The 14,433-nt window shown below is 56.5% G+C and carries 11 protein-coding genes; 6 read left to right on the plus strand and 5 right to left on the minus strand.

From position 1 onward, the window contains the following. The 5 genes from pcnB to thpR all read right to left on the minus strand — a co-directional run. Positions 1-1,153, minus strand: a 1,153-nt coding sequence (gene pcnB, locus RT340_RS16030; RefSeq protein ID WP_313377087.1) for a polynucleotide adenylyltransferase PcnB, incomplete at its 3' end; no start/stop codon positions are given. Between the two features lie 36 nt (positions 1,154-1,189). After that, positions 1,190-2,125 (minus strand): tRNA glutamyl-Q(34) synthetase GluQRS, encoded by a 936-nt coding sequence (gene gluQRS / locus RT340_RS16035; protein ID WP_211729122.1) that lies wholly within the window; start codon positions 2,123-2,125, stop codon positions 1,190-1,192. A gap of 70 nt (positions 2,126-2,195) precedes the next feature. After that, a complete protein-coding gene (gene dksA / locus RT340_RS16040) occupies positions 2,196-2,651 on the minus strand; it encodes an RNA polymerase-binding protein DksA (RefSeq protein ID WP_034829547.1) in 456 nt (151 codons plus the stop codon). Between the two features lie 258 nt (positions 2,652-2,909). Then, complete coding sequence (gene sfsA, locus RT340_RS16045; RefSeq protein WP_097118376.1) at positions 2,910-3,626, minus strand: DNA/RNA nuclease SfsA; 717 nt, start codon at positions 3,624-3,626, stop codon at positions 2,910-2,912. Further along, positions 3,627-4,166, minus strand: coding sequence for an RNA 2',3'-cyclic phosphodiesterase (gene thpR / locus RT340_RS16050; RefSeq protein ID WP_097118377.1), 540 nt, complete (start codon positions 4,164-4,166; stop codon positions 3,627-3,629). A 25-nt stretch (positions 4,167-4,191) separates the two neighbouring features. Here thpR and hrpB point away from each other — a divergent pair, with 25 nt between their 5' ends. The 6 genes from hrpB to RT340_RS16080 all read left to right on the plus strand — a co-directional run. Continuing rightward, a complete protein-coding gene (gene hrpB, locus RT340_RS16055) occupies positions 4,192-6,663 on the plus strand; it encodes an ATP-dependent helicase HrpB (RefSeq protein ID WP_313377077.1) in 2,472 nt (823 codons plus the stop codon). 98 nt (positions 6,664-6,761) lie between these two features. Beyond that, positions 6,762-9,308, plus strand: coding sequence for a bifunctional glycosyl transferase/transpeptidase (mrcB, locus tag RT340_RS16060; RefSeq protein ID WP_313377079.1), 2,547 nt, complete (start codon positions 6,762-6,764; stop codon positions 9,306-9,308). A 212-nt stretch (positions 9,309-9,520) separates the two neighbouring features. Continuing rightward, a complete protein-coding gene (gene fhuA / locus RT340_RS16065) occupies positions 9,521-11,731 on the plus strand; it encodes a ferrichrome porin FhuA (RefSeq protein WP_313377081.1) in 2,211 nt (736 codons plus the stop codon). A gap of 95 nt (positions 11,732-11,826) precedes the next feature. Beyond that, a complete protein-coding gene (gene fhuC, locus RT340_RS16070; protein WP_283216243.1) occupies positions 11,827-12,621 on the plus strand; it encodes a Fe3+-hydroxamate ABC transporter ATP-binding protein FhuC in 795 nt (264 codons plus the stop codon). Between the two features lie 9 nt (positions 12,622-12,630). Beyond that, positions 12,631-13,509, plus strand: coding sequence for a Fe(3+)-hydroxamate ABC transporter substrate-binding protein FhuD (gene fhuD / locus RT340_RS16075; RefSeq protein ID WP_097118381.1), 879 nt, complete (start codon positions 12,631-12,633; stop codon positions 13,507-13,509). Further along, positions 13,509-14,433 (plus strand): iron chelate uptake ABC transporter family permease subunit (locus RT340_RS16080; RefSeq protein WP_313377085.1); only part of this gene is annotated, 925 nt, incomplete at its 3' end. The genes fhuD and RT340_RS16080, both read left to right, overlap by 1 nt.

Below are 14,433 nucleotides of genomic sequence, written 5' to 3' on the forward strand. Positions count from 1 at the left end.
GACGACGTGACATGCGCAACTGCAGCTGCCAGATATCGCGAATCAGGGTGGTGATACGCTTAGGAATCGCCAGCGCACGGCAGGCTTCATCCAGCGTTTCGTTCATCGACAGCGCAAAGGCGTCGTAATAGGTCAGTCCGCTTTCCTGCGCAATGCGTTGGGCCGATTCCAGCTGCGGATACCAGAACATCGCGGCAAACAGGAAGGCCGGATTGACGCGCATATCGTTCTGAATGCGGTTGTCCGTGTTCTTCAGCACCTGAGCCAGCATTTTCTCCATCAGACTGTCGCTTTCGGCGGTGAAGCCACGCGTCAGGGTAGGGAAAAGCGGCTGGAACAGATGGTACTCACGCATCATCTGATAGGTACGGAATCCGTAACCGGCTTGCAGCAATTTAAGGGATTCTTCAAACAGACGCGCAGGCGGAATGTCATTCAGCAGCGTGGCCAGGCGCGGAATCGGCTCGGCAGTTTCCACGGCAATGCGCATCTCCAGCTTGGCGGCAAAACGCACCACGCGCAGCATACGTACCGGATCTTCGCGATAACGGGTTTCCGGATCGCCAATCAAACGGATCACGCCGTCTTCCAGATCCTGCAAACCGCCTACGTAATCACGTACGGAGAAATCCGCCACGCTGTAATACAGGCTGTTGATGGTGAGATCGCGGCGCTGGGCATCATCTTCGATGCTGCCAAAAATGTTATCACGCAGCAGCATGCCATTCTGGCCGCGCTGGGAGTTGTTGCGATCGTCTTCAGCTTCTTCCTGGTGATGGCCACGGAAAGTCGCGACTTCGATCACTTCAGGACCGAACATCACATGTGCCAGACGGAAACGACGACCGACGAGACGGCAGTTGCGGAACAATTTGCGCATCTGCTCAGGCGTGGCGTTGGTGGTGATATCAAAGTCTTTTGGCTTCTTACCCAGCAGCAAATCGCGCACGCCGCCGCCTACCAGGTAAGCTTCGAAACCGGCTTTATTCAGGCGATACAGCACTTTAAGGGCGTTTTCGCTGATATCTTTGCGTGAGATGTTATGGCTTTCACGGGGAATGACGGTCATCAGACTTTCAGTTTCCACCTCTTCAGGCGCCTCCTCGTCACGCTTGAGGACTCTCCGGCAAAAATTTGCGACTCGGGTAAAAATGGGACACCTCGACAGTGATAAAAGGGTGTTAATAAATCAGCGGCTAATCATAGCTTGTTGCGAACCATTTAGGAATGGCGATGTCGCCTCATCCGTGATTCGCGCGTTCTGTTGTGGGATCAGTTGGATACTCCACTGTGCCACCGCGTTATCGAGCAGTTGCTCCACTGTGGCATCTTGCCAACTCTCTAAAACCGATTGCCCCAGCAAGTGCAACGCGCATACCAGCAATGGGCGCGCATCTCCATCAGGTAGAGCGGGCGCATGATTCTGTTTAGAGAGCTTATTGCCATCGTCATTGATGGCCAGCGGCAGGTGCAGATACGCAGGCACCGGCCAGCCGAACTGCTGGTAGAGCGCGATTTGACGCACCGTGGGTTCAATCAAATCTGCCCCGCGTACGATTTCCGTCACACCCTGAAAATGGTCATCTACTACTACCGCCAGGTTATAAGCAAACAAACCATCCCGGCGATGGATAATAAAATCTTCTTCCGCCAGCGAGCGCTCTGCCGCTAAATGGCCGCGCAGGCGATCGTCAAAGCCATAAACCGGCGCATGCTGACGCAGGCGCAGCGCTGCGTTCTCTGCGGGGAGATGTAATTCCCGACAGTGACCGTCGTAGAACCCCCCAAGCTGCTGAATACGGCTGCGCGTGCAGGTACAAAAGTAGCTTTGACGGTGCTGTTGCAGCCAGCTCAGCGCTTCCCGATAGGCATCATGACGATGCGACTGCCACAACACGTCGCCATCCCACTGCAGGCCATAATGCTCCAGCTGTTTCAGGATGCGTGTCGCTGCGCCAGCCACTTCTCGCGGCGGATCGATATCTTCAATACGCACCAGCCAACGGCCTTGTTGCGCACGCGCGCTCAGGTAGCTGCCTAAGGCAGCTATCAGCGAACCAAAATGCAGATCACCAGAAGGAGAGGGAGCGAAACGCCCGACGCAGGAAGAGGTTGAAGAGTTCATTTTGAGGTGCACCGCACGCCGGGAAAACAGTGGTTTTCCCGGCAGTGCGGCGACAGTCTGCTCACGGCCATTAGCCTGCCATCTGCTTCTCGCGGATTTCAGCCAGCGTTTTGCAGTCGATGCAAAGATCGGCAGTCGGACGCGCTTCAAGGCGACGAATACCAATTTCTACACCACAAGAATCACAGTAGCCGAAATCGTCGTCATCCACTTTCTTCAGCGTCTTCTCGATCTTCTTGATCAATTTACGCTCACGATCGCGGTTACGTAATTCCAGGCTGAACTCTTCTTCCTGCGCGGCACGGTCTACCGGATCCGGGAAGTTAGCAGCTTCGTCCTGCATATGCGACACAGTGCGGTCTACTTCATCCCGAAGTTGGTTGCGCCAGGCTTCCAGAATCTTGCGGAAATGGCTCAGTTGGGCGTCGTTCATATACTCTTCGCCCGGTTTCACCTGATACGGCTCCACACCAGCGATGGCGAGGATACTCAGGGACGATGTTTTACGGTTTTGCCCTTCTTGCATGTTGTTTCTCCTGGATAACACGCCCTTCCCGTCATACTTCAGGTTGCATGTGCATTGGCTAAATTGACCACCGACTGCCAGCAACGCGAATTATTAAGGGGTATATCGATTCCCATCAGGGAAAAAACAGGCCGCTATAAATAGCAGAAGCAGTCAAGGTTGGCAATTATTCATATTCGCACCTTGACAAGCCTGTGAGGAACAGCGTATTTAGCGCACCGCCCAGAACATTCCTATCACAGCAAATTGCTATAAATATTACAACTCTACGTTAATCGTCACCGCGAGCGGCTGAGTGAGTAACATTTGAGCAGGTGATATCTGAGCCTGATACGCCAACACTTCCACTCCACAGCGTTGAGCCTGTCCCAGTAGTTCTGCGTAGTGTGCGTCGATATGGCGCGCCGGGGAGACGTCCTCAATCCCCGTATGCAGAACGGCGAACAACAAAACAGCTCGATGACCCTCTGCCGCGATAGCACTGAGTTCGCGCAGATGCTTCTGTCCTCGAGCCGTCACCGCATCCGGAAAAAAGCCTTTACCCTGCTGTAAAAGGGTGACGGACTTGACTTCAATATAGCAGTTTGATCTGCCCTCCGCTTGCAGCAGGAAGTCAATTCGGCTTTTTTCCGTACCGTATTTCACTTCAGGTTGGCAGTGGCTGTAAGCGGACAATTCTGGAATGGCCTCAAGGGTTAAGGCTTCACGCACCAGTTGATTGGCTCTGAGGGTGTTCACGCAGATCCAGTGGCCTTGTTGTGTCTCGGTCAGTTCCCAGCTGTGCGGATACTTGCGCGTGATGCTGTCTGAGGTGGAGTACCACACGGTATCGCCCGGTGTGGCGCAGCCGGTCATCGCGCCGGTATTGGCGCAGTGAATGGTCAGTGTCTCCCCCTCTGGCGTCACGACATCGGCAAGAAAGCGCTTATAGCGCGCGATAAGACGAGCGGGTTTTAACGGTGGATCAAACTGCATTCAGGCTCCTGACGAAGAGGGCAATGGCCAGCGCGCCAGCCGCCGATAGCGGGTGCGTCCCTGGCTAAAGGTCGATGAGAACAGCGCAAAGTCACTGACATCGTACTGCCAGTGAAAGCCGCGCGGGGGTAAGGCCACTTTTTGCGTGGCGTGGCGCAACAAAGTGATATGCGGGTGAAAAGGCTGTGCACTCTGGGCGCAGCCATGGCGTGCCGCCTGAGCACGCAGCAGGCTCGCTAACTGCAACAAGCCGCGTGGCGCACGTTGGCAGCCAAGCCACACGACACCGGGGCGCGGCCAGTGTCCCGCATCATCCAAATCCAGGCTAAAACCGGGCTGAACAATGCGCGAAGCTAACTGCTGTAACTGCTGCGAGGTCTCGGCACTGACATCCCCCAGAAACGCCAGCGTCAGATGCAGATTGGCGGCGGCCACCGGTTTTCCTGCCCCTTCTGCAAAGTGATCTGCGCGCCACTGTACCAGCTGTTGCTGGAGTGGCGCGGGCAGTTCGAGGGCAAAAAACAGACGTTGTATCGACATGGTGACGTGGCCGTTGAGTGCTACAATGCGCGCCATGTTAGCACAGGCAGAGTGGGAGTTAAGTGTGAGTGAATTACCGGTAAGTGAGGTGCTGCCTGCATTGCTCGATGCATTGTCTCAGTCATCACAAGTTTTACTGGCGGCACCCACCGGCGCGGGAAAATCGACCTGGCTGCCGCTGCAACTGCTACAGCAGTCGGTGCTGCCGGGGCGCATCATTATGCTTGAGCCGCGTCGTCTGGCGGCGCGAAATGTGGCGCAGCGCCTGGCGGATCAGTTGGGGGAACAGCCCGGTGGCACCGTGGGTTATCGCATGCGCGGTGAAAACTGCTGCGGCCCCCATACGCGACTGGAAGTGGTGACCGAAGGCATTCTGACGCGCATGTTGCAGCGCGATCCGATGCTCGAAGGTGTGTCACTGGTGATCCTCGATGAGTTTCATGAGCGCAGCCTACAGGCTGATTTGGCGCTGGCGCTGCTGCTGGATGTGCAACAAGGGCTGCGCGATGACCTGAAAATTCTGCTGATGTCCGCAACGCTGGATAACGATCGGTTGCGTCAGCTGCTGCCTGCTGCGCCTTTTATTGTTTCTGAAGGACGCAGCTTTCCGGTGATACGCCGTTATGCCTCACTCAACCCGCAGCAACGTTTTGACGAAGCGGTGGCGCGAGAAGTGGCGCAGTTGCTGCGTGAGGAGTCGGGCTCGCTGCTGCTGTTCCTGCCGGGCGTGGCAGAAATTGAGCGCGTAAAGCGCGAGCTGGAATCCCGCGTCGATGAAGACGTGGATCTCTCTCCTTTATATGGTGCGCTGTCATTGGATGCGCAGCGTCGAGCGATTCTGCCTGCGCCTGCCGGTCGCCGCAAAGTGGTGCTCGCCACAAACATTGCCGAAACCAGTCTCACTATTGAAGGTATCCGCTTAGTGGTGGATAGCGGGCTGGAGCGTTCGGCACAGTTTGATGTGCGTAGCGGCGTCACGCGCCTGCAAACGCAACGCATCAGCCAGGCTTCCATGACCCAGCGAGCCGGGCGAGCCGGGCGTCTTGAACCCGGTATTTGCCTGCATTTGCTGCCGCAGGAGCAGGCGATGCGTGAAGCGGCGCAAAGTGAACCCGAAATCCTCAATAGCGATTTGGCTGCGCTGCAGATCGATTTGCTGCAATGGGGTTGCCAGGATGCGTCACAGCTCTGCTGGCTGGACGCGCCACCGCAACTCAGCTTGCGAGCGGCACAGGCTTTGCTAACGCGCTTAGGCGCATTAGAAAACGGCAGGCTTAACGCGCGCGGCCGTAAAATGGCGACGCTTGGCAGCGATCCACGTTTGACGGCTATTCTGTGTGCGGCACAAAGTCAGGATGCCATCGCCAGTGCCGCTCTGCTGGTGGCGATACTTGAAGATCCACCGCGCAACGGTAGTGCAGATTTGCGCGACGCCCTTAATCGACCACAGCCGCATTGGCAAAGGCGCGCGCGTCAGTGGCAGCAACGGTTGAATGCCAGCGATGGCCGCGTCAATCCCGATCTTTTCCCCGCATTATTGGTGGCAGGCTTTGCCGATCGTCTGGCGCAGCGGCGAGGCGAAAGCGCACGCTATCAGCTGGCTAACGGTATTGGCGCCATGCTGGATGAACAGGATGGCCTGAGCCGCTATGAGTGGTTAATCGCGCCGACCCTGTTACAGGGCGCCAGTGCCGCCGAAGCCCGCATGTTACTGGCGCTGCCGGTAGAGATAAGTGCGTTACGCCAGCAATGTCCTGAACTGGTGTCGCAGCGCATTGATGTGGAATGGGATGAGGAGAAAGGGACATTGCGCGCCTGGAAACGGGAACTCGTGGGTGCGCTGGTCCTAAAAGCACAGCCGCAGGCGCGACCGGAACCGGAGATTTTACACCCGGCGATGTTGCGCTGGATCCGCGAAAAAGGGCTCTCGGTACTCGGCTGGACCCCCGAAGCGGAACAGCTGCGTTTGCGTTTGCATTGTGCCGCCGAGTGGCTGCCGGAAGAGGCGTGGCCGCCATTGGACGATGAGAGCCTGCTCGACTCGCTGGAGCGTTGGCTGTTACCCGAGATGGGTTCCGTGCGCGATCTCAAGAGCCTGCAGGCCGTCAATCTTGTCAGCGCATTATTACATTTGCTGACATGGTCACAACGTCAGCGGCTGGATACTGTGCTGCCAACTCATTACACTGTGCCGACCGGAAGTCGCCTGCCTATTCGTTACGATGCTGAAAAGCCTCCAGCGCTGGCGGTGCGTATGCAGGAGATGTTTGGGGAAGCGCAAAATCCCGCGGTGGCCGAAGGCCGCATTCCGCTGGTGCTGGAGTTGTTGTCACCGGCGCAGCGTCCGTTGCAGATCACCCGTGATCTCGCTGCGTTCTGGCGCGGAGCCTATCCTGAAGTGCAGAAAGAGATGAAAGGGCGCTATCCCAAACATCCCTGGCCCGACGATCCGGCAAACGCCTTACCGACAAGGCGCACCAAGAAATTTTCATCGTGACACTCTGTGGATCGAATTCAGAGGGTTCTGCCATGCGCAGCACGAGAAAGCAGTTAGAGTAACGGCCGTAGCCGTAGCTATGCCTGGAGAATAAAAGCATGTCTGGGAACGATCGCGAACCTATTGGGCGTAAAGGAAAAGCGCCAAAGCCGCCGCGCAGCACTGCGCGCCGGGGTCGCCGCAGGGAGCTTGATGATGATATCGATCAGGACGATTTTGACGAAGACGATGAGGAGAGCACACCGGTGCCACCAAAAGGTAAAGGGAAAGGAAAACGTCCGCCACGCGGCAAACGTCGTTGGTTAGGCTGGTTAATTAAGCTTTTCCTGGTCTTTGTGGTCGTGATGGTGGCCTGGGGCATCTATCTCGACTCTGAAATCCGCAGCCGCATCGACGGTAAAGTGTGGCAGTTGCCTGCCGCTGTTTACGGCCGCATGGTGAGCCTTGAGCCGGGGATGTCGTACGACAAAAAAGAGATGATTGCGCTGCTGGAAGGCACGCAGTATCGCGAAGTGTCGCGCATTACCCGTCCGGGCGAATTTAGCGTCAAAGGCAACACCATCGATCTGCTGCGTCGTCCGTTTGACTTCCCGGACAGCAAAGAGGGGCAGATCAACGCCCGTCTGACGTTCAGCAACAACGAACTGAGCGAGATTAAAAACCTCGATACCGGACGTGATTTTGGCTTCTTCCGCCTTGATCCACGTTTGATCACCATGCTGCAATCGCCGAACGGTGAGCAGCGTCTGTTCGTGCCGCGTGCGGGCTTCCCGGATCTGCTGGTCAGTACGCTGATCGCGACCGAAGACCGTCACTTCTATGAGCATGATGGTATTAGCCCGTATTCGATTGGCCGTGCATTCCTTGCCAATATCACGGCAGGTAAAGCGGTACAGGGCGGCAGTACCTTGACGCAGCAGCTGGTGAAAAACCTGTTCCTGACCAACGAGCGTTCACTGTGGCGCAAAGCGCGTGAAGCTTACATGGCAGTGATCATGGATGCGCGTTACAGCAAAGATCGCATCCTTGAGCTGTACCTCAACGAGGTTTACCTCGGTCAGGCGGGCAACGATCAGATCCGTGGCTTCCCGCTGGCGAGTTTGTATTACTTCGGTCGTCCCGTCGATGAGCTGAGCCTCGATCAGCAGGCGATGCTGGTCGGTATGGTGAAAGGTGCTTCGCTGTATAACCCGTGGCGCAACCCGAAACTGGCCCTCGAGCGCCGCAACCTGGTGCTGCGTTTGCTGCAACAGCAGAACGTCATCGATCAGGAGCTGTACGATATGCTCTCGGCGCGTCCGCTGGGTGTGCAGCCGAAAGGGGGCGTGATCACGCCGCAGCCTGCCTTTATGCAGATGGTACGTAACGAGTTGCAGGCCAAACTGGGCGACAAGATTAAAGATCTGTCTGGCGTGAAGATTTTCACCACGCTCGATCCTATCTCTCAGGATGCGGCGGAAAAAGCGGTCGAAGATGGCATCCCGGCGCTGAAAAAACAGCGTGGCTTGAAGGATCTGGAAACCGCGATGGTGGTGGTGGATCGCTTCAGTGGTGAAGTGCGTGCCATGGTGGGCGGTGCCGATCCGCAGTTCGCGGGCTATAACCGTGCGCTGCAGGCGCGTCGTTCTATCGGTTCACTGGCTAAACCGGCGACCTATCTCACCGCATTGAGCCAGCCGAATACCTATCGGCTGAACACCTGGCTGGCGGATGAGCCGATTGCGCTGAAACAGCCGAACGGTTCCATCTGGAAACCGATGAACGACGACAAGCGTTTCAGCGGCAAAGTGATGCTGGTGGATGCCTTAACCAACTCCATGAACGTACCTACCGTAAATCTGGGGATGACATTGGGTCTGCCTTCGGTGGTGGATACCTGGACGAAGCTGGGCGTGCCGAAAGATCAGCTTAATCCGGTGCCAGCGATGTTACTGGGAGCACTTAACCTGACACCGATCGAAGCGGCACAGGCGTTCCAGTCGATCGCCAGCGGCGGTAACCGCGCCGACCTGTCGGCGGTACGTTCGGTGATTGCTGAAGATGGCACGGTGTTGTACCAGAGCTTCCCGCAGGCGCAACGCGTTGAACCGGCGCAGGCTGCTTATATGACCTTGTACACCATGCAGCAAGTTGCCGATCACGGCACCGCCCGTGCGCTGGGCGCGCGTTACCCGAATGCCCATCTGGCGGGTAAAACCGGTACCACCAATGATCTGATCGATAGCTGGTTTGCGGGTATTGATGGCAAAGAGGTCGCGATCACCTGGGTTGGCCGCGACAACAACCAGACGTCGAAGCTGTACGGTGCGAGCGGTGCGATGCAGATTTATCGCCGTTATCTCGACAACCAGGCGCCGATGCCGCTGGTGCTGACAGCGCCAGAAGATATCACGCAGATGAACGTCGACTCTGCCGGTAACTTCGTGTGTGGTTCTGGCAGCAGCACCTGGCGTTCGCTGCCGGTGTGGACGTTGGATCCTAACGCGCTGTGCCAGCAACAGCAGCAACAGATCCAGCAACAGCAGCAGATCCAACAGCAGCAAGAGTCGCAACCTCAGCAGCAGTCACCTCAGCAGCAGCAGGGTGAGCAGAAAGATGCTGACGGCGTGGCGGGCTGGATTAAGGATATGTTCGGCAGCAAATAGTTAGCTGCAGAAAACTGAGGGCGCTACGGCGCCCTTTTTCATGCCTGTGATTTGTTAATCGCGATCATGGACATGCACGATCTGGTCGCAAACGCACCGCCATCAGGCATTACATCTTGCGGATCTCGCCAAACTTCGCCTAAAATCCGTGCGTCTAATAATCATTCTCGTTTGTATTCACCTGCGTCGTTTTCTTTCCGAGAGATCCTTTTATGAATACGCGAATTTCAAATCCTTGTTCTGCCCGTGCTGCGACTTCCCGCCGTCCGCTCGCTTTATTAATTTCTTTAACTCTGGGTACGCTGAACGCACAGGCGCTGGCAGAAGATACCGTGGTGGTCACCGCCAATGGCGGCAACACCGTCGCGCAGGAAAGCGCATGGGGTCCGGCTCCTACCATTGCCGCGAAACACAGTGCTACCGGCACCAAAACCGATACGCCGATTGAGAAAAACCCACAGTCGGTTTCGGTGGTGACGCAGGAAGAGATGGCGATGCACGCTGTAACCAGCGTAAAAGGTGCGTTTAACTACACGGCTGGCGTGCTGACGGGTAACCGCGGCAGCTCAAGCATAATCGATGCGCTGTCGATTCGTGGCTTTAGCGAAACCAACACTAACCAATATCTTGATGGCCTGAAGCTGCAGGGGGATAACTACTCCGAGTTCGCCATTGATCCTTACTTCCTTGAGCGTGCGGAACTGCTGCGTGGCCCGGTTTCGGTGCTGTACGGCAAAAGCAACCCAGGCGGCGTGGTGTCGCTGGTGAGCAAGCGCCCGACGCAGGAAACACTGCGTGAAGTGCAGTTCCAGATGGGCACCGATAACCTGTACTCAACAGGCTTCGATTTTGGCGGTTCGCTGGATGATGACGGTGTATACAGTTACCGCCTGACGGGTCTGGCTCGCAGTGCAGACGCGCAACAGGAGATGAACAAAGAGAAGCGTTATACCATCGCGCCGTCGTTCAGCTGGCGTCCGGATGCCAATACCCGCTTTGATTTGCTGACCTATTTCCAGAACGAGCCGGAAACCGGTTATTACGGCTGGTTGCCGCGTCAGGGCACCGTGGTAGGCATTACCCGCCCGGACGGTAGCAGCTATAAACTGCCAACCAACTTTGATGAAGGCGAAGACAGCAACAAGATCTCGCGCAACACCAAGATGGTGGGCTACAACTTCGAACACAGCTTTAACGATACCTGGACGGTGCGCCAGAATCTGCGTTATGCGGATTTAAGAACCAATTACCGCAGTATTTATGGTAATGGCTTCAACGCTGCCACCAATGAAATTACCCGTGGTTCGGCGGTGTCAGATGAGAAGTTGAATGAGTTCGCCGTAGATACCCAAGCGCAGGCGAAATTCGCGACGGGTGCACTGGGTCACACCTTGCTGATGGGTGTGGATTATCAGCAGATGCGTAATGATGTTAATGCGCAATTTGGCTCAGCCAGCAATTTGAGTGCCATCAACCCGCAGTATGGCAACGATTTGGTCACGCCGTTTGACTCTCCTTATCAGCACCTGAATAAACAGCGTCAAACGGGTCTGTATGCGCAGGACCAAATGGAGTGGGATCGCTGGGTACTGACCTTAGGGGGTCGCTACGACTACGCGATGACCTCGGTGTATGACCGTGTCGCCAGTTCACTGGATCGTCAAAACGATCAAGCCTTTACCTGGCGTGGCGGCCTGAACTATGTGTTCGATAACGGCATCGCACCTTATTTCAGTTACAGCGAAGCCTTTATTCCAAACTCAGGTTCAACGTTTGAAGGGCAGGCTTTCGATCCTTCGCGCGCCAAACAGTATGAAGCAGGCGTGAAATACGTACCGAAAGATCGTCCAATTGTGATGACAGCTGCCGTTTATCAATTGACCAAAACCAAAAACCTGACTGCAGATCCTGATACGGTAAACCATCCATTTGCCAGCATTCAGAGCGGTGAAATGCGTTCACGTGGTGTTGAATTGGAAGCCAAGGCAGCACTGAACGCCAACATCAATATGACGGCGTCGTACACCTACACCGATGCGGAATACACCGAAGATACAACGCTGAAAGGCAGAACGCCGGTGCAAGTACCTAAGCATATGGCCACGTTGTGGGGCGATTACACCTTCCACGAGACCGCATTGTCCGGCGTTACGCTGGGAGCGGGTGTGCGCTATATCGGCGAGAGCAAAGGTTTGTATTCAACAGGCGACAACATCAACCAAAACTTCGACGTAGCGGGTTACACCACCGTCGACGCAGCGCTGAAATATGACCTCGGCCGTTTCGGTCTGCCGGGCTCTTCTGTGGGTGTTAATATCAACAACCTGTTCGATCGTGAATACGTTGCCAGCTGCTATCGTGATTACGCCTGCTACTGGGGTGCTGAACGTCAAATCGTCGGTACGGCGACCTTCCGCTTCTGATTCTGTCAGGGCGAACAATGTTGTGATTAGGGGCGGCCTCAGGGCCGCTTTCTTCAAAATCAGATCTGTTTTGTGCTTATTAATCAGGGATCACCATGCAGCATCCGCATCACGAAGAAACCACCTTCACGCTGGATAATGTCAGCTTTCGCGTACCTGGACGCACGTTGCTGCATCCACTTTCACTCACCTTTGCGCCGGGTAAAGTGACGGCGCTGATTGGCCACAACGGCTCGGGTAAATCCACCTTGCTGAAAATGCTGGGGCGTCACCATGCGGCAAGTGAAGGTCAGGTGCTGTTGAACCGCGATGCGGTGGAGAACTGGGGCAGCAAAGATTTTGCGCGCCAGGTGGCCTATTTGCCGCAGCAGTTACCGGCGGCAGAAGGGATGACGGTGCGTGAGCTGGTGGCGATTGGTCGTTATCCGTGGCACGGGGCGCTCGGGCGCTACGGCCAGGAAGATCACGATCGCGTGGAAGAAGCGATTACGCTGGTGGGCTTGAAACCGTTCGCCGGGCGTCTGGTGGATAGCCTGTCCGGCGGCGAACGCCAGCGCGCGTGGTTAGCGATGCTGGTGGCGCAGAACAGCCGATGCCTGCTGCTGGATGAACCCACTTCCGCACTGGATATTGCGCATCAGGTGGATGTGCTAGCTCTGATTCAACGTCTCAGCCGCGAGCGTGGCTTGACGGTGATTGCGGTACTGCACGACATCAACATGGCGGCGCGCTATTGCGATCGCCTGGTGGCGCTGCGCGGCGGCGAAATGATTGCGGAAGGCGGGCCTGATGTCATCATGCAGGCCGATGTGCTGGGCAATATCTACGGTATTCCGATGGGCATCTTGCCCCATCCACAAGGCGGTGCTCCCGTCAGTTTTGTTTACTGAGGCCTCGCCATGTTCGACATTTCACGCCGTCGCTTGCTGACGGCGCTGGCACTGACGCCACTGATGAACGTTGCCCCATTGCGTGCGGCAACACCCGATCTGCAGCGCATCCTGGCGCTGGAATGGCTACCTGTTGAGCTACTGATGGCGCTCGGTGTATCGCCGCTCGGTGTGGCTGATTTGCGCAACTACAACATCTGGGTTGGCGAGCCGATGCTATCCGCCAGCACCATCGATCTCGGCTTGCGCACCGAACCCAATCTGGAACTGATGACGCAGCTCGAACCTTCCTTGATCCTGCACTCCAACGGCTACGGTCCGGGATTAGATAAACTCGATCGCATCGCGCCGACCATGGGCTTTGATCTGAATAGCGGGGACGGTAAACCGTTAAGTACTGCCCGTAAATCACTGCATGCGCTCGGTGCCCGGCTGGGCCGGGAAGCGCAGGCGGTACAGCATCTGCAATTCCTGGATGAGCAGCTAGCGGCAGCGCGCGAACGTCTCAAACCCTGGGCAGATCGTCCGGTGCTGCTGATGTCATTGATGGACAGCCGTCACGCCATCACGTTTGGCACCAACAGTCTGTTCCTCGAAGTGATGGAAATCCTTGGCCTGAGTAACGCCTGGCAGGGTGAAACCAATTTCTGGGGCAGTGCCGTGGTTGGGCTTGAGCGGTTAGCCGATGTCGGCGATGTGCAGGTGATCTGTTTTGATCACGATAACGATCGTGACATGCAGCAGGTGATGAAAACTGCGCTGTGGCAGGCGCTGCCGTTTATCCGCGCGGGCCGCTTCAAGCGTGTGCCTGCCGTCTGGTATTACGGCGCGACCTATTCAGCGCTGAAATTTGTTCGCGTGCTGGAACACGCGCTGGAGTCGCACTGATGCGCCATCGTCTCTTTCCTGTGATGCTGTTAAGCAGCATGTTCTTACTGGCGCTGGCGCTGACCTTTATCAATCTGCGTGACGCGCTGCCAACGGCGCAGTGGTCACAAGCCTTCTTTGCGCCGGACATCAACAGTATCCAACAGGTGGTGTTCCATCACAGCCTGTTATCGCGTCTGGCGCTGGCGCCGTTGGTGGGGGCGGGTCTCGGATTGGCCGGTTTACTGTTTCAGCAGGTGCTGCGTAATCCGCTGGCGGAACCGACCACGTTGGGTGTGTCATCCGGTGCACAGCTCGGTATTACGGTCGCCACGCTCTGGCATTTACCGGGTGGTGAGCTGACACAGCAATTTGCTGCGATGGCGGGCGCAGTGCTGGTGGGCATCCTGGTATTTGGCGTGGCCTGGGGCAAACGGCTGTCACCCGTGACACTGATCCTCGCCGGGCTGGTCCTGAGCCTGTATGCCGGTTCGGTGAATCAAATCTTTGCCATCTTCAATCATGATCAGCTGCTGAATATGTTCTTGTTGAGCACCGGCACACTGAATCAGATGGATGGGCACAACGTCGACATGCTGTGGCCGCGTCTGCTGTTGGCTGTTGTCGTGGCGCTGGCATTGCTGCGCCCCTTGACGCTCATGGGGCTTGATGACGGCGTAGCAAAAAATCTCGGTCTGGCACTGTCTGCTGCGCGTGTCGGCGCACTCGCTCTGGCGATTCTGTTAAGTGCGCAATTGGTGAACGTCGCCGGGATTATCGGTTTTATCGGGCTGTTTGCACCACTGCTGGCGAAAATGCTCGGGGGGCGTCGCTTACTCAGCCGTATGCTGCTGGCTCCGCTGATTGGTGCCTTACTGCTGTGGCTGGCCGATCAGTGCGTATTGTGGCTGACCAGCCACTGGCGCGAGGTTTCCACCGGCACAG

Source organism: Pantoea sp. CTOTU50773, assembly GCF_032082325.1.
Lineage (GTDB): Bacteria > Pseudomonadota > Gammaproteobacteria > Enterobacterales > Enterobacteriaceae > Pantoea > Pantoea communis.

Coding starts and splice junctions, on each gene's coding strand:
- fhuC (WP_283216243.1), top strand. CDS start 11,827: ATGCAGCATCCGCATCACGAAGAAACCACCTTCACGCTGGATAATGTC.
- thpR (WP_097118377.1), bottom strand. CDS start 4,166: ATGTCGATACAACGTCTGTTTTTTGCCCTCGAACTGCCCGCGCCACTC.
- hrpB (WP_313377077.1), top strand. CDS start 4,192: ATGCGCGCCATGTTAGCACAGGCAGAGTGGGAGTTAAGTGTGAGTGAA.
- dksA (WP_034829547.1), bottom strand. CDS start 2,651: ATGCAAGAAGGGCAAAACCGTAAAACATCGTCCCTGAGTATCCTCGCC.
- sfsA (WP_097118376.1), bottom strand. CDS start 3,626: ATGCAGTTTGATCCACCGTTAAAACCCGCTCGTCTTATCGCGCGCTAT.
- fhuA (WP_313377081.1), top strand. CDS start 9,521: ATGAATACGCGAATTTCAAATCCTTGTTCTGCCCGTGCTGCGACTTCC.
- gluQRS (WP_211729122.1), bottom strand. CDS start 2,125: ATGAACTCTTCAACCTCTTCCTGCGTCGGGCGTTTCGCTCCCTCTCCT.
- mrcB (WP_313377079.1), top strand. CDS start 6,762: ATGTCTGGGAACGATCGCGAACCTATTGGGCGTAAAGGAAAAGCGCCA.
- fhuD (WP_097118381.1), top strand. CDS start 12,631: ATGTTCGACATTTCACGCCGTCGCTTGCTGACGGCGCTGGCACTGACG.